This is a genomic window from Rhodoferax koreense, assembly GCF_001955695.1.
GTDB lineage: Bacteria > Pseudomonadota > Gammaproteobacteria > Burkholderiales > Burkholderiaceae_C > Rhodoferax_B > Rhodoferax_B koreensis.
Genome location: NZ_CP019236.1, coordinates 2,882,306 through 2,904,960, shown reverse-complemented (window position 1 = coordinate 2,904,960; position 22,655 = coordinate 2,882,306). Strand labels below are relative to the sequence as shown.

General features: G+C 66.4%; 20 protein-coding genes. 12 read left to right on the top strand and 8 right to left on the bottom strand.

The window, feature by feature from the left end; translation table 11 throughout:
- Positions 1–20 precede the first annotated feature (20 nt).
- From RD110_RS13525 to RD110_RS13515, 3 genes are all read left to right on the top strand, one after another.
- Entirely contained in the window at positions 21–1,283 is a 1,263-nt protein-coding gene (locus RD110_RS13525; RefSeq protein WP_076199968.1) for a URC4/urg3 family protein, read from the top strand.
- 26 nt (positions 1,284–1,309) lie between these two features.
- Positions 1,310–1,945 (top strand): uracil phosphoribosyltransferase, encoded by a 636-nt coding sequence (gene upp, locus RD110_RS13520; protein ID WP_076199967.1) that lies wholly within the window; start codon positions 1,310–1,312, stop codon positions 1,943–1,945.
- A gap of 109 nt (positions 1,946–2,054) precedes the next feature.
- Complete coding sequence (locus RD110_RS13515; protein WP_394329456.1) at positions 2,055–2,987, top strand: BMP family protein; 933 nt, start codon at positions 2,055–2,057, stop codon at positions 2,985–2,987.
- A gap of 1 nt (position 2,988) precedes the next feature.
- Here RD110_RS13515 and RD110_RS13510 read toward each other — a convergent pair whose 3' ends face one another.
- The 3 genes from RD110_RS13510 to RD110_RS13500 are packed head-to-tail and all read right to left on the bottom strand — an operon-like array spanning position 2,989 to position 4,998.
- A complete protein-coding gene (locus tag RD110_RS13510) occupies positions 2,989–3,984 on the bottom strand; it encodes a sensor domain-containing diguanylate cyclase (RefSeq protein WP_076199965.1) in 996 nt (331 codons plus the stop codon).
- 31 nt (positions 3,985–4,015) lie between these two features.
- A complete protein-coding gene (locus tag RD110_RS13505) occupies positions 4,016–4,624 on the bottom strand; it encodes a chemotaxis protein CheC (protein ID WP_076199964.1) in 609 nt (202 codons plus the stop codon).
- On the bottom strand, positions 4,621–4,998 hold the full coding sequence (locus RD110_RS13500) for a response regulator transcription factor (protein WP_076199963.1): 378 nt from the start codon (positions 4,996–4,998) through the stop codon (positions 4,621–4,623). Before RD110_RS13500 ends, RD110_RS13505 begins: the two co-directional genes overlap by 4 nt.
- Positions 4,999–5,225: 227 nt before the next feature.
- Between RD110_RS13500 and RD110_RS13495 the strand changes: the two genes are divergently transcribed.
- From RD110_RS13495 to RD110_RS13485, 3 genes are all read left to right on the top strand, one after another.
- Complete coding sequence (locus tag RD110_RS13495; protein WP_239467236.1) at positions 5,226–6,800, top strand: ABC transporter ATP-binding protein; 1,575 nt, start codon at positions 5,226–5,228, stop codon at positions 6,798–6,800.
- Positions 6,797–7,867, top strand: coding sequence for an ABC transporter permease (locus tag RD110_RS13490; protein WP_076199962.1), 1,071 nt, complete (start codon positions 6,797–6,799; stop codon positions 7,865–7,867). The genes RD110_RS13495 and RD110_RS13490 overlap by 4 nt, the downstream gene beginning before the upstream one ends.
- A gap of 94 nt (positions 7,868–7,961) precedes the next feature.
- Positions 7,962–8,888 (top strand): ABC transporter permease, encoded by a 927-nt coding sequence (locus RD110_RS13485; protein WP_076199961.1) that lies wholly within the window; start codon positions 7,962–7,964, stop codon positions 8,886–8,888.
- Here the strand turns inward: RD110_RS13485 and RD110_RS13480 are convergent.
- Complete coding sequence (locus RD110_RS13480; protein WP_239467235.1) at positions 8,885–9,538, bottom strand: hypothetical protein; 654 nt, start codon at positions 9,536–9,538, stop codon at positions 8,885–8,887. The two genes, RD110_RS13485 and RD110_RS13480, sit on opposite strands and share 4 nt — an antisense overlap.
- Positions 9,539–9,655: 117 nt before the next feature.
- On the opposite strand from RD110_RS13480, the gene RD110_RS13475 reads away from it, so the two are divergent.
- From RD110_RS13475 to RD110_RS13465, 3 genes are read left to right on the top strand one after another with little or no spacing between them, the layout of a single operon-like run.
- The gene (locus tag RD110_RS13475; protein ID WP_076199959.1) at positions 9,656–10,960 is read left to right on the top strand and encodes an amidohydrolase family protein; all 1,305 of its coding nucleotides are present in this window, start codon (positions 9,656–9,658) and stop codon (positions 10,958–10,960) included.
- Positions 10,957–11,433, top strand: a complete 477-nt coding sequence (locus tag RD110_RS13470; RefSeq protein ID WP_076199958.1) for an EVE domain-containing protein — start codon at positions 10,957–10,959, stop codon at positions 11,431–11,433. The genes RD110_RS13475 and RD110_RS13470 overlap by 4 nt, the downstream gene beginning before the upstream one ends.
- Before the next feature lie 33 nt (positions 11,434–11,466).
- Positions 11,467–12,921, top strand: coding sequence for an RNB domain-containing ribonuclease (locus RD110_RS13465; RefSeq protein WP_076199957.1), 1,455 nt, complete (start codon positions 11,467–11,469; stop codon positions 12,919–12,921).
- Positions 12,922–12,983: 62 nt separating this feature from the next.
- Here the strand turns inward: RD110_RS13465 and RD110_RS13460 are convergent, their stop codons facing one another.
- The 4 genes from RD110_RS13460 to clpS all read right to left on the bottom strand — a co-directional run bounded on the left by RD110_RS13460 (position 12,984) and on the right by clpS (position 17,631).
- Positions 12,984–13,886 (bottom strand): ketopantoate reductase family protein, encoded by a 903-nt coding sequence (locus RD110_RS13460; RefSeq protein ID WP_076199956.1) that lies wholly within the window; start codon positions 13,884–13,886, stop codon positions 12,984–12,986.
- Between the two features lie 42 nt (positions 13,887–13,928).
- Entirely contained in the window at positions 13,929–14,771 is an 843-nt protein-coding gene (locus RD110_RS13455) for an NAD-dependent protein deacetylase (protein ID WP_157900179.1), read from the bottom strand.
- Positions 14,772–14,862: 91 nt separating this feature from the next.
- Entirely contained in the window at positions 14,863–17,202 is a 2,340-nt protein-coding gene (gene clpA, locus RD110_RS13450; protein WP_076199954.1) for an ATP-dependent Clp protease ATP-binding subunit ClpA, read from the bottom strand.
- A 69-nt stretch (positions 17,203–17,271) separates the two neighbouring features.
- Positions 17,272–17,631, bottom strand: coding sequence for an ATP-dependent Clp protease adapter ClpS (gene clpS, locus RD110_RS13445; protein ID WP_076199953.1), 360 nt, complete (start codon positions 17,629–17,631; stop codon positions 17,272–17,274).
- A gap of 166 nt (positions 17,632–17,797) precedes the next feature.
- Here clpS and RD110_RS13440 point away from each other — a divergent pair, with 166 nt between their 5' ends.
- From RD110_RS13440 to RD110_RS13430, 3 genes are all read left to right on the top strand, one after another.
- Entirely contained in the window at positions 17,798–18,328 is a 531-nt protein-coding gene (locus RD110_RS13440) for a hypothetical protein (protein ID WP_076199952.1), read from the top strand.
- 177 nt (positions 18,329–18,505) lie between these two features.
- Positions 18,506–19,975, top strand: a complete 1,470-nt coding sequence (locus RD110_RS13435; protein ID WP_076199951.1) for an aminotransferase-like domain-containing protein — start codon at positions 18,506–18,508, stop codon at positions 19,973–19,975.
- A 63-nt stretch (positions 19,976–20,038) separates the two neighbouring features.
- The gene (locus RD110_RS13430; RefSeq protein WP_083686258.1) at positions 20,039–22,648 is read left to right on the top strand and encodes an EAL domain-containing protein; all 2,610 of its coding nucleotides are present in this window, start codon (positions 20,039–20,041) and stop codon (positions 22,646–22,648) included.
- Positions 22,649–22,655 lie beyond the last annotated feature (7 nt).

Here is a 22,655-nt window from a genome sequence, read left to right as displayed (position 1 = left end):
GAATCGAAACCTTCAAGAACATGATCGACACCGACAACGAAACCCTGCATCCCGAAGGCGCTGCCGCCGTGCTGCGCACCACCCAGGCCGTGCGGGAGCGCGCCGCCGCCCTGCTCGCCCGCGCGCGTGCCGGCCAATCCAGCTGGTTCAGCGTGAACGACGCGGCACTCGCCAAGGCTGCCGTCGAGGTGGCCCAGGTCACACGCAGCAACTATCCGAAACTCGAGATCCCGTACCACAGCCGCTGGCGCCATTTCGAGGCCGGCGGCGTGGACCGCAAGGCGCAGCTCGACGCGTTTTTGAAGGACACGGCGGCCCGTGAACGCGCCCGCACCTGGATCGACCTGGCCGTGGTCAGCGTGTTGCTCGACGCCGGTGCCGGCGCCGACTGGAAATATGCAGAGTCGTGCAGCGGCCAAAGCTTCGGCCGCTCCGAAGGCCTGGGCGTGGCGAGTTTCCACGCCTTCATGGCCGGCCTGTTCTCCAGCGACAAGCGCCAGCCGCTGCGTGTCGACGCCAAGGGCCTGCGCGGCCTGGCACTCGATCAACTGGCCGCGGCGTTCCAGGCCGGGCCGGGCAATCCGCTGGTCGGCCTCGAAGGCCGCGTAGTGCTGTTGCGCCGGCTCGGCGAAACCATGGCGGCGCAGCCCGAAGTATTCGGCCCGGAAGGCCGGCCCGGTGGCCTGTTCGATGCACTGATCAGCCCGCAAGGCCCGGCCGTCGCGCCCACCGCCGAGATCCAGGCGCACGAAATCCTCACGCAACTGCTGGATTCGCTGTCCGGCATCTGGCCCGCGGCCAACACACTGGACACGGTGCCGCTGGGCGACTGCTGGCGCCATCCCGAGGTCCGCGGCCCGGGTCTGACGAACCGCTGGATGCCGTTCCACAAACTGTCGCAATGGCTCACCTATTCGCTGCTCGAACCGTTCGAATGGGCCGGCGTGAAAGTGCGCGGCCTCGATGCGTTGACCGGCCTGCCCGAATACCGCAACGGCGGGCTGTTCATCGATGCCGATGTGCTGCAATTCAAGGACCCGGCCGTGGCCAAGGCCCGGTGGACGGCCGGTGACGAGCTCATCGTCGAATGGCGCGCGCTGACGGTGGCCCTGCTCGACGAGCTCGCCCCGCTGGTCCGCGCCGAGCTCGGCCTCGACGCGGACCGCATGCCGCTGGCCTGTGTGCTCGAAGGCGGCACCTGGGCCACGGGCCGGGTGCTGGCACAGCGCTTGCGTGGCGGCACACCGCCTTTGAACATCGTCAGTGACGGCACCGTATTCTGAAAAATCCAACCGAGATAGAACAACAAATGACGAACAGCAACGTACACCTGATCGACCACCCGCTGGTCCAGCACAAGCTCACGCTGATGCGCCGCAAGGACGCGAGCACCAACACCTTCCGCCGACTGCTCAACGAACTGAGCTCGCTGATGGCCTATGAAGTCACGCGTGACATGGCGATGCAGGAGGTCGAAGTCGAGACCCCGCTGGAGACCATGAAGGCCAAGATCATCGACGGCAAGAAGCTGGTGTTCGTGTCGATCCTGCGCGCCGGCAACGGCATCCTCGAAGGCATGCTCAGCGTGGTGCCCGGCGCACGCGTGGGCCATGTCGGCCTGTACCGCGACCCGAAGACGCTGGTCGCGGTGGAGTACTACTTCAAGATGCCCAAGGACATGCATGAACGCGACGTGGTCATTGTCGACCCGATGCTGGCCACCGGCAACTCGGCGATTGCCGCCGTGGAGCGTCTCAAGGAGCTGAACCCGAAATCGATCAAGTTTGTCTGCCTGCTGACCTGCCCCGAAGGCATCGCCGCGCTGCACAAGGCCCATCCGGACGTGCCGATCTACACCGCGGCCATCGACCGGCAGCTCAACGACCACGGCTACATCCTGCCAGGTTTGGGAGACGCCGGCGACCGCATCTTCGGTACGCAATAAGCCATTCATCACTGGAGTTTTCATGCCCCCTATTTCCTCCGATCCCTCTCGCCGCCTGCTGCTCGGCGCGCTGAGCCTGACCAGCCTGGCCATCACGCTGTCCCTGCCGATGCAGGCACACGCCCAGGCCAAGACCAAGGTCGCGGCGATCTACACCGTGCCGTTCGAGCAGCAATGGGCCGGGCGCATCCACAAGGCGCTCAAGGCCGCCGAGGCGCGCGGCGAGATCGAATACAAGGCCAGCGAGAACGTGTCCAACGCCGACTACGAGCGCGTGATGCGCGAATACGCCACGGCGGGCAACCAGCTCATCGTCGGCGAAGCCTTCGGCGTGGAGACGGCGGCGCGCAAGGTGGCCAAGGACTTCCCCAAGGTCGGCTTCCTGATGGGCTCGTCGCTGAAACCCGTGGCGCCGAACTTTTCCACTTTCGACAACTTCATCCAGGAGCCGGCCTACCTCACCGGCATGATCGCCGGCGGCCTGACCAAGACCAACAAGATCGGCATGGTCGGCGGCAATCCGATTCCCGAAGTCAACCGGTTGATGAACGCCTTCATGGCCGGCGCCAAAGAAATCAACCCCAAGGTCGAGTTCAGCGTGACCTTCATCAACAGCTGGTTCGACCCGCCCAAGGCCAAGGAAGCCGCTTTCGCGATGATCGACAAGGGGGCCGACGTGCTGTACGCCGAGCGTTTCGGCGTCAGCGACGCGGCCAAGGAAAAAGGCAAGCTGTCGATCGGCAACGTGGCCAACACGCAGGCCCAGTACCCCGACACCGTGGTCGCCTCCGCGCTGTGGAACATGGAGCCGAGCATCGACCGCGCCATCAAGCTGGTCAAGGAAGGCGCGTTCAAGGGCGAGGACTACGGCATCTACTCGATGATGAAGTACAAGGGCTCGGAGCTCGCGCCGCTGGGCACGTTCGAGAAGAAGGTGCCGGCCGACCTGATCGCCAAGGTGCAGGCCAAGGAGAAGGCCATCGTCGCGGGCAGCTTCACCGTGAAGGTCGACGACAGCCAGCCGAAGTCCACGGCCAAGTGACTCAGGCCGCCGGTGGCGGCAGCGCCTGGCTGATGGCGCCACCGGGCAGCCAGTGCACGGTGTTGCGCCCGCCCCGCTTGGACTGGTAGAGCGCGCGATCGGCGGCGTCCAGCAGCTCACCGGGGCTGCAATGGGCGCCGGGCCCGCTGGTGGCCGCGCCCAGGCTCACGGTGACGTGCTCGGACGCCCCGGCGTGCAGGTGCGGGATGCGCAGCTCCGAGATCGCATGGCGAATCCGCTCCGCCACCAGCAGCGCGCCGGCCTTGTCGCAGGCCGTGAGGATCATGGCGAACTCCTCGCCGCCGTAGCGCGCCAGGATGTCGGAGGCGCGGTTCAGCTGCGAATGCGCCGCGGTGATGATGGCCACCAGCACGCGGTCGCCGGCCGGGTGGCCGTGGTTGTCGTTGTATTTCTTGAAGTCGTCCACGTCGAGCATCAACAGCGACATGGACTGCTGCTGCCGGGCGCAGCGCGCGAGTTCGGCTGGCAGTTTCTCGTTGAAATACTTGCGGTTGTAGACGCCGGTCAGGCCATCGATGACCGCTTCCTTGGACAGCCGGTCGGAATTCGACTGCAGCACCCGCTCGCGCTTCACGAACATGCTGGTATCGGTGATCTGGATCAGGCACAAAGGGCCCCCATCTTCGGCCTGGATCGGCATCAGCATGACCGACTGCGGCATGCGCAGCGTGTCCACGCCCGGGTTGCGATACAGCGGCAAAGGGTCGCGGTGCAGCACGTTGGACAACACCGCCGGCAGCTTGTGCCGGAGCACATTGGCCAGCGCGCGTTTGAACGGATTGGTCAGTGGCTCGCCGAATGCGGCTTCCAGTGTCAGGCCGAGCGCGGCCTCGGAAGCGATGCCGCTGTGTTTCGCCATCCACGCGTTCCAATGCACCACCAGGCCGGCCTGGTCGACCAGCAGCAGGCCGCAGCCGAGCGCGTCGGTGATGCGACGCCAGGGCAACGAAGAAGCGACTTCGGAACTGACGGTCATGGCCGTGGTCGCAAGAAGGTGGCGCGAATCGTCAGATGCGGCCCAGGAAACGGTCGAGCGCCACGACCAGTTCGGCCAGCGAGCCGGAACTCAGCAGGAACACCAGGTAGCCGTGCGTCTGCCGTTTTTCGATCGTGAGGTCGATGTGCAGCACCATGATCACCGGCTGCGTCATGTCGGACACGAGCCCGCCCACCACGACGTCGGAGGCGGCCACCGTGTATTCCGGCAGCGTGCTGGTGAGTTCGATCTGCAGCACATCGGCGATGGTCGACATGCAGCCGTTGAGGATGATGTTGCCAAGTTCGCACATGGCCTCCTGCTCGAAGTCGACCAGGTCTTCCACACGCACCTGCGAGCCGATCATCTCCTGCACGATCTCCAGCGCACGTTCTTCCTTGAACAGCAGCGAGGCATCGAGGTTGAAAGGTCCGCTGAAGAGCTGGCGCACCGAGCCGACCCGCTGGTCGGCCAGTGCCAGCGTACCGGGGTTGATTTCCGTGCGGTCGTAGAACTGGATGCGCGGCACCGACAGCCGTACCTCGTCGCCCACGATTTCGCTCAGGTTGGCTGCAGCCTGGCCCGCGCCGACGTTGAAGACCTCGGTCAACGCGTCGAGCTGCAGCTCGCTCAGGTTCATGACGCCGCACCTTCGAAGAAGTGCACGGCCTCGAGCACGCTCTTTTCGCTGACCGGCTTGGCGACGAATTTCACGCCGATCTGGCTCGCGCGGGCCTTCTGGCTTTCCTGGATGTTGGCCGAGAACAGCGCCAGGCGCACCGACGGATGCTCGCGCGCGATCTGCTCGGCCGCATCGGTGCCGAGCAGCCCGGGCATGTTGATGTCCATGGTGCAGAAGTCGGGTTGCTGCTGGCCCACGACTTGCAAGGCCTCCGCGCCGTTGGAAGCCTCGATGACCGTCCAATGAGGCCGCTTGGCCATCACCAGGCTGCGGATCATCATGCGGGAGACACGGCTGTCGTCGACAATCAGGAGAGTTTTGGGGTCCGTCATGGTAGTTGGAAATCAGCGCCGCACCGGCCGTCTTGACTTGTAAGTAGGGGTGTCACGAGCATCGGATTTTAAAAGATTGTGGGTGCCTGAGACCCAAATTGCGCGCCGTAAGATGCAAAGCGCGGTGCAAACTTCGCCGAAAGTTGCAATGGGCGTACCGGTGTTTGAAATATGCTCAACTTCAATGCAAATCAGATCAACCATTAGTCCAAATTAGGCGCATATCCGTGCAAACCACACAGTCCACGGATGCGCTGACCAACGCCGAGGTCGTCCTGCGCCTGAACGGCATCTCCAAGCGATTCGGTCCTCTCGTTGCCAACGACGCCGTTTCGCTGCAACTGCGCGCCGGCGAGGTGCTGGCACTGCTCGGTGAAAACGGCGCGGGCAAATCCACCCTGATGGCCATCCTGTTCGGTCACTATGTCGCCGATGCGGGCAGCATCGAGGTGTTCGGCCGGCCACTGCCCCCGGGGCAGCCCGCCGCGGCGCTGGCCGCGGGCATCGGCATGGTGCACCAGCACTTCGCGCTGGCCGACAACCTCAGCGTGCTCGACAACGTGATGCTCGGCACCGAGCCCTGGTGGCAGCCTGTGTCGCGCCGCGCCGCCGCGCGCCGCAAGTTGCTCGAAGTCGCACAGCGTTTCGGCCTGCCGGTGGCGCCCGAGGCATTGGTCGCAAGCCTGTCCGTCGGCGAACGCCAGCGTGTCGAAATTTTGAAGGCGCTGTACCGCGGCGCGCGCATCCTGATCCTGGACGAACCCACGGCCGTGCTCACACCGCAGGAAAGCGAGGCGCTGTTCGATACGCTGGCACAGATGGTGGCCCAGGGACTGTCCATCATCTTCATCAGCCACAAGCTCGGCGAGGTGCTGCGGGTGGCGCACCGCGTGGCGGTGCTGCGCCATGGCCGGCTGGTGGCCGAAGCCGCAAACGACGCCGCGGGCGCTTTGAGCCCGCCGCAACTGGCCCAATGGATGGTCGGCCATGCGATCGAGCCGGCGCAGCGCCGCCCCGCGCACTCCGTGGGCGCACCGGTGTGCGTGATCGAGCGGGCCAGCACCGCGGCCAGCCACCAGGACCGCCTCGATGGCGTGTCGCTGAGCCTGCATGCGGGTGAAATCGTCGCCATCGCCGGCGTTTCGGGCAATGGCCAGTTGGCCCTGGCCGAAGTGCTGTGCGGCACCCGCGGGCTCAGCCAGGGCAGCGTAAGTTTCCTCGACGCGCCGCTGCGGCAGCGGCCCGCCCTGCTCGTGCGCCAGGGCCTGGCCCGCATCCCGGAAGACCGGCACGGCGTGGGCGTGGTGGGCGATCTGCCGGTGTGGGAGAACGCCGTGGCCGAACGCCTGCGCGGGGCCGATTTCTCGCGCGCGGGCTTCATCCGACGTCGTGCGGCGCGCGCCCACGCGGCACGCATCGAAAAGGCATTCGACGTGCGCGGCGGCGGCCTGGCCTCTGCGGCGCGCGAACTCTCGGGCGGCAACATGCAGAAACTCATCCTCGGCCGCGCCCTGCTCGCGCCCGACGGCACCACGCCCCGGCTGATCGTGGCGCACCAGCCCACCTGGGGCCTGGACATCGGCGCCGTGGCCTATGTGCAGCAGCAACTCATCGCCGCACGCGACGCGGGTGCGGCCGTGCTGCTGATCTCGGACGACCTCGACGAAGTGCTGGCGCTCGGCGACCGCGTGGCGGTGATGCACGGCGGCCATCTCGGCGCGCCCAGGCCGGCGCTGGACTGGACGCGTGAGGCCATCGGGCTGGCCATGGCCGGCTCGGCAGCCATGGAGGCCCACGCATGAGGCTGGAAAAACGCAACCGATCCTCGGCCCTGGCGCTGCTGCTGGCGCCGGTCGGCGCCGCGGTCTTCACGCTGCTGGTCAGCGGCCTGCTGGTGCTGTGGGCCGGCGCGCCGGTGGCGCAGACCTATGGCCTGCTGTTCAAGGGCGGCTTCGGCTCGGTGTTCGCGCTGAGCGAAACACTGACGCGCGCCATTCCGCTGATCCTCACCGGCCTGGCCGCGACGGTGGCCTTCAAGGCGCGGCTGTTCAACATCGGTGCGGAGGGGCAACTCTACGCCGGCGCGCTGGCCGCCGTGGCCGTGGGCGGCATGCATGGCGCGGCCTCGGGTAGCGGACTGGCCTGGTCGCCCTGGCTGCTGTTTCCGCTGATGCTGGCGGCCGCAGCGCTGGCCGGTGCGGCGCTGCTGCTCGGCCCGGCGCTGATGAAGGCGCGGCTCGGCGTGGACGAGGTGGTGACCACGCTGCTCTTGAACTTCATCATGCTGCTGTTCGTGTCGATGATGCTCGACGGCCCGATGAAGGACCCGACCGCGATGGGCTGGCCGCAGAGCGTGGCGCTGCAGGGCGAGCTGGAACTCACCAAGCTCGTCGAACAGACGCGTGTGCACACCGGCCTGCTCATCGCCTCGGCGCTGGCCGTGCTGGTGTGGGCGCTGCTGAAGTTCACCGTGCTCGGCTTCGACATCCGCGCCGTCGGCGCCAATGCGCGTGCCGCGGCGTTCGCCGGCGTGCCCGTCACCCGCACCGTGGTGCTGGTGGCGTTGATCTCGGGTGCACTTGCCGGCCTGGCCGGCGCCATCGAGGTGGCCGGCCGCACGAGTTATGTCACGCTCGACATGTCGCCGGGCTACGGCTACACCGGCATCGTCATCGCCATGCTCGCCGGCCTGCACCCGATCGGCGTGCTGGCCGCCAGCGTGTTCGTCGCCGGCGTGCTGGTCGGCGCCGACAGCATGAGCCGCGCGATCAACGTGCCGACCTACATCGCCGACGTGATCGTGGCCGCATCGCTGCTGTCCGTGCTCGTGGCCACCATGCTCACGCAATACCGGCTGCGCTGGAAATGAGGCAAGATATCAAGCCAAATCGGCCTCTGGCGCAGTTATCACCTGCGCTGCCAGCTATTATTTCAATAGCGCACCATCTGAAGATGGCTGGCCCATGACCGAGCTCCTCGACATCCTGGCCAACCCGGCCTTCTGGATCGCCACCCTGCGCACGGGCACGCCGCTGATCCTCGGCACCCTCGGCGTGCTGATGTGCGAACGCGCGGGTGTGCTGAACCTCGGTATCGAAGGCATCATGGTCGCGGGCGCGTTCACCGGCTGGCTCGCGGTCTACCTCGGCCTGCCGCTGTGGGCCGGCGTGGGCGTGGCCGCGCTCACCGGCGCGGCGTTCGGCCTGCTGCATGCCTTGCTGACGGTCGGGCTGGCGCTGTCGCAACACGTGTCGGGCCTGGGCATCACCATGCTGGCGACGGCACTGAGCTACTTCGGCTACCGCGTGAGCTTTCCCAAGGTGAACACGCCGCCGACCATCACCCCTTTCGCGGAGATGGCCTGGCTGCCGGTGCCGATCCTGCAGAACCAGACGCCGCTGACGCTGCTGGCCCTGCTGCTGGTGCCCGCGATCGCCTACCTGCTGAACCGCACGCCGGCCGGCTTGTCGCTGCGCATGGTCGGCGAGAACCCGCGCGCGGCCGAGGGCCAGGGCGTGTCGGTGGCGGCTACGCGCACCGCAGCCATCGTCGCCGGCTCGGCGCTCATGGGAGTGGCCGGCGCGTTCCTCACGCTGTCGGCCTTCAACGCGTTCTTCTTCAACATGGTCAACGGCCGCGGCTGGATCTGCGTGGCGCTGGTGGTGTTCGCTTCCTGGCGGCCGGGCAAGGCGCTGCTGGGCGCGCTGCTGTTCGCGTTCTTCGACGCGCTGCAGCTGCGGCTGCAGCAGGCGACGGGCGAGGCCATCGTGCCGTACCAGCTCTACCTGATGCTGCCGTATGCGCTGTCGATCCTGGCACTGGTGCTGGTGGCGCGGCGCGCGGCGTATCCGCAAGCCTTGATGAAGCCTTATCGCAAGGGCGAGCGTTAGAGCGGACGGCCCGTCTGCGCACAGACTTCGAGAGCTTGGCCGTCGCGCCGAACCTGCTCGTCATCGAGCTGGACGGCTTCGACATCGAATTCGATCCCGAGCAAGCGCGCCAGAGCGGCGTCCTGGACCGGCAACTCCCAGGTCAGGAAGACCTGGCTGCAGTCGCGCCCGGGCCCGAAGGCAGCCGCATCGAAACGGTCGCTGCCGCGCTCGACGACCGCGTGCGGCTGGCAGGTATCGAAGACCAACACCGTGCCCTGCGCCAGCGGGATGCGCTGGCCAGCGAACGGAAACCACACGTCCAGGCCCTTGTCCTCGCTGAGGAAAAGATTGCAGAACGCCGCGCCGCCATATTGCGCGCCATCATGGTGAAAGCGCGCACCGCGGCAGGCCATGAGCGCGATGTCGCTGTCGGTGAGCAGGTCGCGCAGGCCGAACTGCTGCATCCAGTCCGCCGCCGCCGACACGCATGGCCGGAGGTCGGGCCATCGCCGCCGTGTGCGCGCGAGCGGCAGCGGCGCCACGTCGCCGGGCTCCAGACCCAACTGCCCGTGGATGTCGCGCTCCCAATCGGCCACCACACTCGCGGGCGGCCGCGGCACCTCGAGCCGCGCCGCCAGCACCAGCGGGCTGACGCTTCTGCTGCGCATGGCGTCTCCGCTGCGAAAGTAGGAAACCAGATGCATCGTGGCAGTGTAGTGATGCGGCCGCTGGTGGGATTCTTGCATCGCCCTACACTTGCCCAACGCCACCTTTGACCCACGACCATGCTCGACCTGCTGATCCACAACGCCACCCTGCCCGATGGGCGCCAGAACATGTCCGTCGCGGTACAGGACGGCCGCATTGCCGAGTTGAAAGAAGGCTGGCAGGCGCCGGCGCGCGACGTGGTCGATGCCGGCGGCCAATTGCTGAGCCCGCCTTTCGTCGATCCGCATTTCCACATGGACGCCACGCTGAGCTACGGGCTGCCGCGTGTAAACCAGAGCGGCACGCTGCTCGAAGGCATTGCGCTGTGGGGCGAACTCAAGCCGCTGCTGAAGGCCGAAGCCCTGATCGAACGCGCGCTCGCCTACTGCGACTGGGCCGTGGCCAAGGGCTTGCTGGCGATCCGCACCCATGTCGACACCAGCGATGCGAGCCTGCTGGCCGTGGACGCCCTGCTCGAGGTCAAGCGCCTGGTCGCGCCCTACATCGACCTGCAGCTCGTGGCCTTTCCGCAGGATGGCGTGCTGCGCTCGGCCGGCGGCGTGGAAAACCTCAAGCGTGCGCTCGACCGTGGCGTGGACGTGGTCGGCGGCATTCCGCATTTCGAGCGCACGATGGCCGATGGCGCCGCCAGCGTCAGGCTGCTGTGCGAGATCGCGGCCGAGCGCGGCCTGCTCACCGACATGCACTGCGACGAATCGGACGACCCGCTGTCGCGCCACATCGAAACCCTGACCTTCGAGGCGCAGCGGCTCGGCCTGCAGGGCCGGGTCAACGGCTCGCACTGCACCTCGATGCACAGCATGGACAACTACTACGTGAGCAAGCTGCTGCCGCTGATCGCGGAGAGCGGCGTGAGCGTGATCGCCAATCCGCTGATCAACATCACGCTGCAGGGCCGGCACGATACCTATCCCAAGCGCCGCGGCATGACACGTGTGCCCGAGCTCATGGCCGCCGGCGTGAATGTGGCCTTCGGCCACGACTGCGTGATGGACCCGTGGTACGGCATGGGCTCGGGCGACATGCTCGAAGTGGCCCACATGGGCCTGCACGTGGCGCAGATGACGAGCCAGGCCGGCATCCGCCAGTGTTTCGACGCGGTGACGGTGAATGCGGCCCAGGTCATGCACCTCGAAGGCTATGGCCTCACGCCCGGCTGCGACGCCAGCTTCGTGCTGCTGCAGGCGCGCGACACGGTGGAGGCCATCCGGCTGCGCGCGAACCGGCTCAAGGTCTGGAAGAAGGGCCGGCTGCTGGCCGAGACCGCGCCGGTGGCGCCCCGGCTGCACCTCGAAGGCCGGCCGGAGGCCACGCGCTTCTTCTCGAACGACGCGCCGCCGCACGCCAGGGGAACGGCATGACGAACTACTGGCTCATGAAGTCCGAACCGTCCGAAGTCTCGGTCGACGACGCTCTGGCCGCGCCCGGCGCCACCGTGGCCTGGACCGGCGTGCGCAACTACCAGGCGCGCAACTTCATGCGTGACGGCATGCGCATCGGTGATGGCGTGCTGTTCTACCACTCGAGTTGCGCCGAGCCCGGCATCGTCGGCATTGCGCGCGTGGCGTCCGCGGCCTATCCGGACCCGACGCAGTTCGACCCGCAATCGCCCTACTTCGATCCGAAGTCGCAACCCGAGGCGCCGCGCTGGCTGCTGGTGGACGTGCAGATGTTGCAGAAGACGCGCAACCTCACGCTGGCCGAACTGCGCGCGAGCGATGAACTGCGGGAGCTGATCGTGCTGCGCAGAGGCAGCCGGCTGTCGATCACGCCGGTCGAACCCGAGCACTGGCAACTGATCCTGAAAAAGCTGGGTGTGAACACGCCGATTTAGTGGATTTAGCGCCGCGACGTTAAAGTGCGCGCCATGGAACCCATCAACTTGCAGCGATTTGCCGTGCAGGCCATGCTTTCACGCGGCCTGCTGCCCGCGTTTTCTCCCGAGGCTTTGCAGGAGGCAGAAGCGGCGCGCCGGATCGGGCCAGAGCGCAGCGGCGATCTCCGCGACCTGCGCAGCCTGACCTGGTTTTCCATCGACAACGACGACACGCTGGACCTCGATCAACTCAGCGTGGCCGAGGCGCTGCCCAGCGGCAACACGCGACTGATGGTGGCGGTGGCCGATGTCGATGCGCTGGTCCGGCAAGGCGGCGCGGTCGATGCGCATGCCGCCGTCAACACCACTTCGGTCTATACCGCAGCCGGCGTGTTCGCGATGTTGGCCGAATGCCTGTCCACCGACGCCACATCGCTGCACCAGGGACAGGAACGGCTGACGCTGGTGGTCGACATGCAGGTGGATGCGAGCGGCACGGTGGCGAGTGCGGACGTCTATCGCGCCCTGGTGCTGAACCACGCCAAACTCACCTACGACGGCGTTTCGGCCTGGCTGAACGGCGATGCGCCAGCGCTGCCACAGTTCGAACGCGTGCCCGGCCTCGAGGCGCAGCTTCGACTGCACGACACGCTCGCCGGGCAGTTGCGGCAATGGCGTCAGCAACGCGGGGCGCTCAACATGAACACGGTGTCCGCGCGCCCGGTGTTCGTCGACGGTCAATTGACGGACCTGCAGCCCGACACCAAGAACCGCGCGAAGGACCTGATTGCCGACCTGATGATCGCCGCGAACGCGGCCACGGCAAGATTCCTGGCGGAGAAGAACTTTCCATCGCTGCGCCGCTTCCTGCAGGCGCCACGCCGCTGGGACCGTATCGAAGCGCTCGCCGCGGGGCACGGCGTCACGCTGCCCGCCGAGCCAGACGCCCTTGCGCTCGAGCATTTCCTGATGGCGCAACGCGCGGACAATCCGGCCGGCTTCGCCGACCTGTCGCTGGCGGTGGTGAAGATGCTCGGCTCGGGCGAGTACCTGGCGGCACCGGCAGGCACGGATGGTCAAGGCCACTTCGGCCTGGCGGTGAACGACTACGCACACTCCACAGCACCGAATCGCCGTTACCCCGACCTGGTGACGCAACGGCTGCTGAAAGCCGCCATCGCCGGCGCGCCGCCGCCCTATTCCCTCGACGAGTTGACCGTCATCGCGCGCCACTGCACGCTGCAGGAAGACAACGCCAGCAAGGTCGAACGCGAGGTCCTGAAGGCGGCAGGCGCTTGGCTGCTGCAGGGCCGCATCGGCGAGCTGTTCGACGCCATCGTCACCGGTGCTGCGCCGAAAGGCACCTATGTGCGCATCGCCCGCCCATTGCTCGAAGGCCGCGTGGTGCGCGGCTTTGAAGGCCTGGACGTGGGCGACAAGCTGCAGGTACGTCTGGTGGCGGTGGACGCCGACAAGAGCCACATCGACTTCGAATCCGCGTCATGACGCACTGACGATGGCACTGCGGCCGGTCATGTGTTTGCCCACGGCGCGGGTGCCGGCGCGGCTTAAGCAGGATCGGCGCGGCTCTCGATGAGTTTGACCAAGGTGTGCAGCGCGCGATTCACCGGCGTGGCGACGCCCAGCGCCTCGCCGCGGCGCATCACGTAGCCGTTGAGATGATCGATCTCGCTGCGTTTGCCGCGCGCCATGTCCTGCGCCGTGGAAGAGTATTGGTTCGGCATCGACAACACGAGCTGCTCCACGGCAACATGCGGGTCGCCCGGCAGGCGCACGCCGTTGGCCCGCGCCACGGCCACGCATTCGTCCACCACATCGCGCATCACCGCAGGCACGCCCTCGCCGGCCACGACCCGGCCATAAGGCAGTTGCGCGATCGCCGACAAGGCGTTGTAGGCGCAATTGAGGATCAACTTGGCCCATAACGCGCCGGCGACGTTGTCGGAGACCTCGGTCGGCACGCCGGCGTCGGTCAGCATGGCGGCGACCTGCGGCGTGGTTTTCGTCGCCGCCAGCACCAGTTCGCCGCGGCCGTGATGCCGGATGTGGCCCGGACCGGCCATCTCACTGGCCACGTACACGACCGAGGCGGCGACCTCCTGGTCGGGCAGCGCGGCCTGCAGCCTGTCGGCGTTGTCCACGCCGTTCTGCAGCGACAGCAGCAATGCGCCAGGCAGCAGATGCGGCCGCATCTCGGCAGCCGCGCTTTCTGTATCGGTGGATTTGACGCAGAACAACACCAGCGCCGCGCCTGCGACGGCGCTGGCGTCGGTGCTGGCGGCCATGGGCACATGGGCGGTGAAGGTTTGCGTATCCAGCAGCAGGCCGTCACGCAAGACGGCTTCCACGTGTTGCGGACGGCCGATCAGCACCACCTCGTGGCCCGCGCGGGCGAGCATGCCGCCGTAGTAACAACCGACCGCACCCGCACCCATCACGGCAATCTTCATCCTGACCTCCTGCAAAGCAGCTGCCGATGATAAGCAAGCCGGTTAAAACCGCGCAGCCAGCGCCGTCAATGTGTCGCCGACGGGCGCGGCCAGCTTGAGGGTGAACAGCTCGTCGGCGCGCGTGCGGCCCATGTTCACCGCGGCGATGGGCTTGCCCGCGGCGGCGGCGGCCTGCACGAAACGGAAACCCGAATAGACCATCAGCGACGAGCCCGCGACCAGCACGGCATCGGCCGCGTCCAGCGCCGCAAAGGCCGCATCCACGCGCTCGCGCGGCACGTTTTCGCCAAAGAACACCACGTCCGGCTTGAGCATGCCGCCGCAGGCTGGGCACGACGGAACGTCGAAGCCTGAAAAATCCATTCCGTCGAGGTCGGCATCGCCGTCCGGCGCGGGCTGGGCTTCGAGTGCGGCCCACTGGGGATTGCGGCGGCGCAGCTCGAGCTGCAGTTCGGCGCGCGGCGAACGGCGTTCGCAGCCGAGGCAGCGCACGGTATCGATGCGGCCGTGCAGGTCGATGCAGCGCCGGCTGCCGGCGCGGTCGTGCAGGCCATCGACGTTCTGCGTGAGCAACTGGGCCACCCGCCCCGCGGCCTCGAATTGAGCCAGCGCCCGGTGTGCGGCGCCGGGCCGCGCACCGCTCATCATCGGCCAGCCCAGCAGGCTGCGCGCCCAGTAGCGGCGGCGTGTGGCGTCGTCACCGGTGAAGGCCTGGTAGGTCACGGGCGGATTGCGTTTCCATTCCCCGTTGATGTCCCGGTAGTCGGGAATGCCGGAATCGGTGCTGCAACCGGCGCCGGTCAGCACGAACAGCCTGGCATGGCGCCGCACGAATTCGGCGAGCGCTTCGCTCGCCTCCGGATCGGATGCGGTGGGGACAAGCATGGTTTCCAACATAAATGCAGTCTGTTTTGGATTCTCAAAGAAAAAAGGCCGGCGTTGATGGCGCCGGCCCTTTTGCGTCACCCCAGCTGGATCAGCCGGCGGTCGCTTCTTCCGATTCAGGCTTGGCCTTGCCTTCCTTCTTCGGCAGCGGCTGGATGTCGAGCTCGACCTCGCCGGTTTCCACACCCTTTTCGTCGGTGGTGATCTTCATGTCCACCGTGAGGCGGCCACCGTCGATCAACCGGCCGAACAGCAGTTCGTCGGCCAAGGCACGACGGATCGTGTCCTGGATCAGGCGCTGCATCGGACGCGCACCCATCAGCGGATCGAAGCCCTTCTTGCCGAGGTACTTGCGCAACGCATCGGTGAAGGTGACATCGACCTTCTTCTCTGCCAATTGCGTTTCCAACTGCAGCAGGAACTTGTCGACCACGCGCAGGATGACGGTTTCGTCCAGCGCCTTGAAGCTCACGGTCGCGTCCAGGCGGTTGCGGAACTCGGGCGTGAACAGGCGCTTGATATCCGCCATCTCGTCGCCGGCTTCGCGCGGATTCGTGAACCCGATCGTCGCCTTGTTCATGGTCTCGGCACCCGCGTTCGTCGTCATGATGATGATGACGTTGCGGAAGTCGGCCTTGCGTCCGTTGTTGTCGGTCAGCGTGCCGTGGTCCATCACCTGCAGCAACACGTTGAAGATGTCCGGATGGGCCTTTTCGATCTCATCGAGCAGCAGCACGCAATGCGGCTTCTTGGTGACGGCCTCGGTCAACAGGCCGCCCTGGTCGAAGCCGACGTAGCCCGGAGGCGCGCCGATCAGGCGACTCACCGCGTGGCGCTCCATGTATTCCGACATGTCGAAGCGGATCAACTCGATGCCCATGATGTAGGCGAGCTGCTTCGCGGCTTCGGTCTTGCCGACGCCGGTGGGGCCGCTGAACAGGAACGAGCCGATCGGCTTGTCGCCCTTGCCCAGGCCCGAGCGCGCCATCTTCACGGCGGAGGCCAGCACATCCAGCGCCTTGTCCTGGCCGAACACCACGCTCTTCAAGTCGCGTTCCAGCGTCTTGAGCTTGCCGCGGTCGTCGTTGGACACGTTGGCGGGCGGAATGCGCGCGATCTTGGCGACGATCTCCTCGACCTCGGCCTTGGTGATGGTCTTCTTGCGCTTGCTCGGCGGCAGGATGCGCTGGGCCGCGCCGGCCTCGTCGATCACGTCGATGGCCTTGTCGGGCAGATGGCGGTCGTTGATGTACTTGGCGCTCAGCTCGGCGGCAGCTTGCAATGCGGCCACGGCGTACTTCACGCTGTGGTGTTCCTCGAAGCGCGATTTCAGGCCCTTCAGGATCTCCACCGTTTCCTGCACTGTCGGCTCGACCACGTCGACCTTCTGGAAACGCCGCGACAGCGCCGCGTCCTTCTCGAAGATGCCACGGTATTCGGTGAAGGTGGTCGCGCCAATGCACTTGAGCTGGCCGCTGGAGAGTGCCGGCTTGAGCAGGTTGGACGCATCCAGCGTCCCGCCCGAGGCCGCACCCGCGCCGATCAGCGTGTGGATCTCGTCGATGAACAGGATGGCATTGGGCTTGTCCTTCAGCGACTTGAGTACGCCCTTCAGGCGCTGCTCGAAATCGCCGCGGTACTTGGTGCCGGCGAGCAAGGCGCCCATGTCGAGCGAATACACCTGGGCTTCGGCCAGGATCTCGGGCACGTCCTTCTGCGTGATGCGCCAGGCCAGGCCCTCGGCGATGGCCGTTTTGCCCACGCCGGCTTCGCCCACCAGCAGCGGGTTGTTCTTGCGCCGGCGGCACAGGATCTGGATGGTGCGCTCGACCTCGTATTCGCGGCCGATCAGCGGGTCGATCTTGCCGTCCTTGGCCATCTGGTTCAGGTTCTGGGTGAACTGCTCCAGTGGCGAAGCCTTCTCGTTCTTTTCGCCGCCGCCCTCTTCACCTTCGGCCTGGTTTTCGGACGACTTGACAGGCTCTGGCGGGTCGCTTTTCTTGATGCCGTGGGCGATGAAGTTGACCACGTCCAGGCGCGTGACACCCTGCTGGTGCAGGTAATACACGGCGTGGGAATCCTTTTCGCCGAAGATGGCCACCAGCACGTTGGCGCCGGTGACTTCCTTCTTGCCGCTGCCCGTGGACTGCACGTGCATGATGGCACGCTGGATCACGCGCTGGAACCCGAGCGTGGGCTGTGTATCGACGTCGTCGGTGCCGGCGACCTGTGGCGTGTTGTCCTTGATGAAATTGCTCAAGGACTTGCGCAGGTCGTCGATGTTGGCCGAGCAGGCGCGCAGCACCTCAGCGGCGCTGGGGTTGTCGAGCAAGGCCAGAAGCAAGTGCTCGACGGTGATGAACTCGTGGCGTTGCTGACGCGCTTCCACGAAGGCCATGTGCAAACTGACTTCCAATTCCTGGGCAATCATGTGATTTCCTTTTTCGCCATGCTGTTACTACACACTCTACATGGGTTCGACCCCAAAGTTTTCAATTGCTCACTCAACAGGCTCACTAATGCACTGTAAAGGGTGTCCTGATTGCTTCGCGGCTTCGAGCACCTGGTCGACCTTGGTGGCGGCGACGTCCTTGCTGTACACACCGCAGACCGCTTTGCCGTCCAGATGGATCTTGAGCATGATCTGCGTCGCGGTCTCGCGGTCCTTGCTGAAGAACTCCTGGATGACTACGACCACGAATTCCATCGGCGTGTAATCATCATTGAGCATCAATACCTGATGCATCTGCGGGGGCTTGACTTTCTGGGTCCGGCGTTCGAGGACGACCGAACCTCCATCATCAGGCGTCGACGGCTTGGTCGTCGGCTGAACGGTCTTGGGGGGAATTTTGGTGGCCATGCGTCATTTTATAGAGCACCGGGAATCAATGCATCTGCGCCGCAGGTGGCAGCGATACCGGCAATTTCAAGCCCTGCGCACAGCGTGTCTAACGCCGCTTCGACCTGCGATTTTGCAGACTGAAACCGTATAAACTATATAAACCGTTTAACTTCAGAGACATCCTTTGACCACTGCAAGCACCACCCCCACCCTCGCGCTCGAAGGCTCCGCCGCACCCTCGGCAGCCACCCCTGCGGTGACCCGGGCCTCGACGCCGAAGAAGAACAAGGCCGCGGCCGCACCCGCGAAGAAGACCGTCGTCAAGGCCAAGCCGGTCAAGAAGACACCGGCAAAACCCCTCAAAGCCGCCAAGCCCGTCAAGGCCGCCGCAAAACCCAAGCCCGCCGAGAAATCCGCGAAGCCCGCGCCGCTCAAGAAGCCGGCAGCGGCCAAGGCCGAGAAGCATGACAAGCAGGACAAGCCCAGGAAACCGAAGCTGGTGCGCGACAGCTTCACCATCCCGAAGGCCGAATACCTGGTGCTCGAGGCCCTGAAGCAGCGCGCCATGCAGTTGGCCCACCCGGCCAAGAAAAGCGAACTGCTGCGCGCCGGCATCAAGGCACTCGCGGCCATGGCCGATGCCGATTTGCGCAATGCGCTGCAGGCCGTGCCTGCCATCAAGACCGGCCGACCGGCGGCCGAAAAAGCGGACTGACCGGGCCTCGGGCGTCCGTTCAGGCATGGTTTGTCAAGCGAGCCGCCATTTCACCGCTTCGTCGCGCGGGGGAGGGTCGGTGCCGGCTGCCGAGGCTTGCATCGCAGCGCGCAAGGACTAGACTGTGCGAACCTCACCCACCCAGCCGGCAGTCGACCGAGGCGCGGTGCCCACACCATGCCCAATCGTCCGAATACCGCCTCCACGAGGTACGAACTGCTGGCCCGTGAACTCGAGCAGCAGATCACGGCAGGCGTGCTTCGTCCGGGCGACCGCCTGCCGTCCGTTCGCCAGGCCTGCACCAGCCGGGGCCTGAGCCCGAGTACCGTCTTCCAGGCCTACTACCTGCTCGAATCGCGCGGCATGGTTCGGGCGGTTCCACGGTCGGGCTACTTTGTCGCCGCTCGCACCGGCGGCGCGTTGCTGCCGGAGCCGCAGACGTCGCAGCCGCAGTCCGCATCGCAGCCTGTCGAGCTCAACGACCTGATCTACGCGTGCCTCGGCACCACGCGTTCGCGCAACATCGTGCCTTTGGGTTCTGCGTTTCCGAGCCCGACCCTGTTTCCGCTGGATCGACTACGCCGCGCGCTGATCTCCAGCATGCGGCGGCTCGACCCCTGGCGCATGGCCGGGGACCTGCCTCCGGGCAACCTGCAGCTCAAGCGGGAGATTGCCAAGCGCTATCTGCGCCAGGGCTTTGCCGTGGCCACGGACGAGATCGTGCTCACCCACGGCGCGATGGAGGCATTGAACCTGTGTCTGAACGCGGTGGCGCGGCCAGGCGACGCGGTGGTGGTCGAGTCCCCTACCTTCTACGTCGCACTGCAGGCGCTGCAACGGCTGGGCCTGCGCGCCATCGAAGTGCCGACCCACGTGCGCGAAGGCATCGATCTCGGCCGCCTGGCGCAGGTGATCGAGCTCTACCGCCCGAAGGCGTGCTGGCTGATGACGACCTTCCAGAACCCGCTCGGCAGCCTGATGCCCGAGGCGAAGAAACGCGATCTCGTCGACCTGCTCGCCCGCCACGACCTGCCGCTGATCGAAGACGACGTCTATGCGGAACTCTACGAAGGCAACACGGCGCCGCTGCCGGCCAAGGCCTACGACCGCCGCGGTCTGGTGCTGCACTGCTCGTCTTTCTCGAAGTGCCTGGCTCCCGGTTACCGCATTGGCTGGGCCGCGCCCGGTCGGTGGGCGCTCGAGGTCCAAAGGCTGAAGCTGATGACAAGCCTGTCGGGATCGATCCCGGTGCAGGCGGCACTGGCCGAGTACCTGCAGGAAGGCGGCTACGACCGCCACCTGCGTGGCCTGCGCCAGTCGCTGCAGGCGCAGCGCGACAGCCTGTTCGATGCCGTGACCCGGCTCTTCCCGGACGGGACGCGCATGGTGCGTCCGGCCGGCGGCTATTTCGTGTGGGTCGAGTTGCCCGGCGGGGTCGACGCGATGGTGCTGCACCGTGCCGCGTTGGCGCAACGCATCAGCCTGGCGCCCGGGCCGATGTTTTCTGCGCGTGCAGAGTTCCAGCATCACATCCGGCTGACCTGTGGCCAGCCCTGGGATGCAACACTGGAACGAGCCACGCGCACGCTGGCGCAGCTGGTCGATGACGCGCCCCGCACAGCCGCTCTTGTGCAGCCGTTGATCTGATCCGGTCGCCCAGGCGCGCAACTGCACACGCCGCCGGCGCAGGCCGCCGGACACACTGGCGGCATGCAAAACCAACAAGCCCTCCCGGATATGCCGCACCGCGATGCCGAACTGGCGCTCGTGGCCACCCATCCCACGCCATCGGGCCCGGAGATGACCATGCATGAGGTGCTGGACCGGCTGGGACCGTCCATCTTCGCCGGCCTGCTCGACACCGACGGCGTGCTGCGCTATGCCAACCAGGCGGCATTGCAGGCCATCGGCAGCAAGCCGGAGCAGGTGCTCGGCCAGCGGTTCGATGCCACCCCCTGGTGGCAAGCCTGCGAGCCCTCGCGGCAGCGGCTGCAGCATGCGCTGGCCATTGCCTTGCGCGGCGAGGCCTCGCGCTTCGACGTGCGTGTGGCCACCAGCAGCGGCGCCATCTTGTCGATGGACTTCTCGCTGTTGCCTCTCTACGACCCGGAAGGTCGGGTGATCTGGCTGATCCCGTCCGCGCGCGATGTGAGCGAACGCGAGCAGGCGCAGCACCAGTTGCAACTCACGCGACATGCCGTCGAACAGGCCAACGACGCGCTATTGCAGGTGGGGCCCGACGGGGCCTTTCGCGACGCCAATGCGGCGGCGTGCCGCCTGCTGGGTCTGGAGCACGCGCAATTGCTACGGCTGCGCGTGCCCGACATTGACACGCAGGTCGACACGATGCAGTGGCCGCTACGCTGGCGCGAACTGTGCGAACGGGGTTCGCTGCGTTTCGAGACCAGCGTTCGCCACCAGAAAGGACATGAGATTCCGGTCGATGTCTCCGTCAGCCTGGTGAACAGCGACGAAGCGTCCTTCGCCCATGTCTGCATCGACGACCTGCGCGAGCGCCGCGCCGCCGAACGCCGCATCCGGCAATTGCTGCAGTTCGACGAACTGACCGGGCTGCCGAACCGCCAGCTGCTCTACGAGCGTCTGGGCGCGACCTTGGAGACCAGCGCGGAGAGTGCGGTACTGTTGCTGGAGCTCGATCGTTTCAAGCGCATCAATGACGGCCTCGGCCCGCAAGTCGGCGACGCGGTGCTCCGCGAAGCGGCACAGCGGATCGCAGCCACCGTGCGCAGCATCGACCTGGTCGCGCGGCGCGGCGGCGACGAATTCGTGATCGTGATGCCAAGCCCTTCGGCGCCGTTGCAGCACATGGCACAGGCGCTGCTCGATGGTATCGCCCGGCCGATGTCGATCGACGGACACGAGATCTACGTCACCTGCAGCATCGGCATCGCCATGGCCCCAGGCGACGGCGATCTCCCGGACACGCTGGTGCGTCGCGCCAACGCGGCATTGCACCAGGCCAAGCGGCTGGGTCGCAATCAGGCCTGCATCTATGCGGGAGCGCCGCACGATGACGACCCTGAACGGCTGGCCCTGGAGACCGCGCTGCGCCATGCGTTGCGCGACGAGCAACTCGACCTGCACTACCAGCCGCAGCTCGACCTGAGGCATGGCCGCATCGTCGGCGTCGAGGCCTTGCTGCGCTGGCAGCACCCCAAGCTGGGCCGCATCGCGCCGGATCGCTTCATCCCGATCGCCGAAGAGACCGGCATGATCGTCGCCATCGGCGACTGGGTGTTGTGCCGCGCCATCGAGCAGGCCGCGGCCTGGCAGCGCGCCGGGCTGCCACCGCTGCGCATGGCGGTCAACCTCTCGGCGCGCCAGTTGCTGCAGCCGGAGCTGGCGCGTCGCATCGAAGGCCTGCTCGACACGGCCGGCCTCGACCCACGGCTGTTCGGCGTCGAGGTCACCGAGAGCATGCTGATCGGCAATTTCGACCAGGCGGTGCAGCACCTGCAAGCACTGCGTACGCTGGGCGTCGAGGTGTCGCTCGACGACTTCGGCACCGGCTACTCGAGCCTGAGCTACCTGCGCCGGTTGCCGGTGGACGTGGTCAAGATCGACCGCTCGCTGGTGCCCGACGTCACCGCGCTGGCGGAGGACGTGTCGATCACGCGCGCCATCATCACGATGGCGCACCAGTTGCAGATGAAGGTGCTCGCCGAAGGCGTCGAAAGCGAAGGCCAGGCGGTCCTCCTGGCGGCCAACCAGTGCGACCAGATGCAGGGCTACTGGTTCAGCGCCGCCCTGCCGGCCGCAGCGGTCGAAACGATGCTGCGCGACGGCCGGCAGATCGATCCCGCCCTGCTCAACCGGCGTTCGCGGCAGCGCACCTTGTTGGTGGTCGACGACGAGGAGAACATCGTCGCCGCGCTGCGCCGGCTGCTGCGCGCCGAAGGCTGGCTCGTGCTCAGCGCATCCAGTGCCGAACAAGCGCTGCAGCTGTTGGCACGGCACGAGGTCGACGTGATCCTGTCCGACCAGCGCATGCCGGGCATGACCGGCGTCGAACTGCTGCGGCGGGCCAGGCAGTTGTACCCGGACACGATCCGGCTAGTGCTGTCGGGCTACACCGAGTTGCAGTCGATCACCGACGCGATCAACGAGGGGGCGATCTACAAGTTTCTCGCCAAGCCCTGGGACGACGAGCAGTTGAGAGCCCATCTGCGCGAGGCCTTTGCGTTGAAGGAGATGACCGATCAGAACCATCACCTCAAGCAGGAATTGCAGGCTGCGAACAGGGACCTGGCAGAACTGAACGGTCAACTGCAGACGCGGCTCGCCGCGCTGCTTGACTGAGCCGATG

What these genes read in the sequence shown, in the direction of transcription:
- RD110_RS13525 (WP_076199968.1), top strand. Translation starts at nt 21, where the DNA reads ATGATCGACACCGACAACGAAACCCTGCATCCCGAAGGCGCTGCCGCC.
- upp (WP_076199967.1), top strand. Translation starts at nt 1,310, where the DNA reads ATGACGAACAGCAACGTACACCTGATCGACCACCCGCTGGTCCAGCAC.
- RD110_RS13515 (WP_394329456.1), top strand. Translation starts at nt 2,055, where the DNA reads ATGCAGGCACACGCCCAGGCCAAGACCAAGGTCGCGGCGATCTACACC.
- RD110_RS13510 (WP_076199965.1), bottom strand. Translation starts at nt 3,984, where the DNA reads ATGACCGTCAGTTCCGAAGTCGCTTCTTCGTTGCCCTGGCGTCGCATC.
- RD110_RS13505 (WP_076199964.1), bottom strand. Translation starts at nt 4,624, where the DNA reads ATGAACCTGAGCGAGCTGCAGCTCGACGCGTTGACCGAGGTCTTCAAC.
- RD110_RS13500 (WP_076199963.1), bottom strand. Translation starts at nt 4,998, where the DNA reads ATGACGGACCCCAAAACTCTCCTGATTGTCGACGACAGCCGTGTCTCC.
- RD110_RS13490 (WP_076199962.1), top strand. Translation starts at nt 6,797, where the DNA reads ATGAGGCTGGAAAAACGCAACCGATCCTCGGCCCTGGCGCTGCTGCTG.
- RD110_RS13485 (WP_076199961.1), top strand. Translation starts at nt 7,962, where the DNA reads ATGACCGAGCTCCTCGACATCCTGGCCAACCCGGCCTTCTGGATCGCC.
- RD110_RS13480 (WP_239467235.1), bottom strand. Translation starts at nt 9,538, where the DNA reads ATGCGCAGCAGAAGCGTCAGCCCGCTGGTGCTGGCGGCGCGGCTCGAG.
- RD110_RS13475 (WP_076199959.1), top strand. Translation starts at nt 9,656, where the DNA reads ATGCTCGACCTGCTGATCCACAACGCCACCCTGCCCGATGGGCGCCAG.
- RD110_RS13470 (WP_076199958.1), top strand. Translation starts at nt 10,957, where the DNA reads ATGACGAACTACTGGCTCATGAAGTCCGAACCGTCCGAAGTCTCGGTC.
- RD110_RS13465 (WP_076199957.1), top strand. Translation starts at nt 11,467, where the DNA reads ATGGAACCCATCAACTTGCAGCGATTTGCCGTGCAGGCCATGCTTTCA.
- RD110_RS13460 (WP_076199956.1), bottom strand. Translation starts at nt 13,886, where the DNA reads ATGAAGATTGCCGTGATGGGTGCGGGTGCGGTCGGTTGTTACTACGGC.
- RD110_RS13455 (WP_157900179.1), bottom strand. Translation starts at nt 14,771, where the DNA reads ATGCTTGTCCCCACCGCATCCGATCCGGAGGCGAGCGAAGCGCTCGCC.
- clpA (WP_076199954.1), bottom strand. Translation starts at nt 17,202, where the DNA reads ATGATTGCCCAGGAATTGGAAGTCAGTTTGCACATGGCCTTCGTGGAA.
- clpS (WP_076199953.1), bottom strand. Translation starts at nt 17,631, where the DNA reads ATGGCCACCAAAATTCCCCCCAAGACCGTTCAGCCGACGACCAAGCCG.
- RD110_RS13435 (WP_076199951.1), top strand. Translation starts at nt 18,506, where the DNA reads ATGCCCAATCGTCCGAATACCGCCTCCACGAGGTACGAACTGCTGGCC.
- RD110_RS13430 (WP_083686258.1), top strand. Translation starts at nt 20,039, where the DNA reads ATGCAAAACCAACAAGCCCTCCCGGATATGCCGCACCGCGATGCCGAA.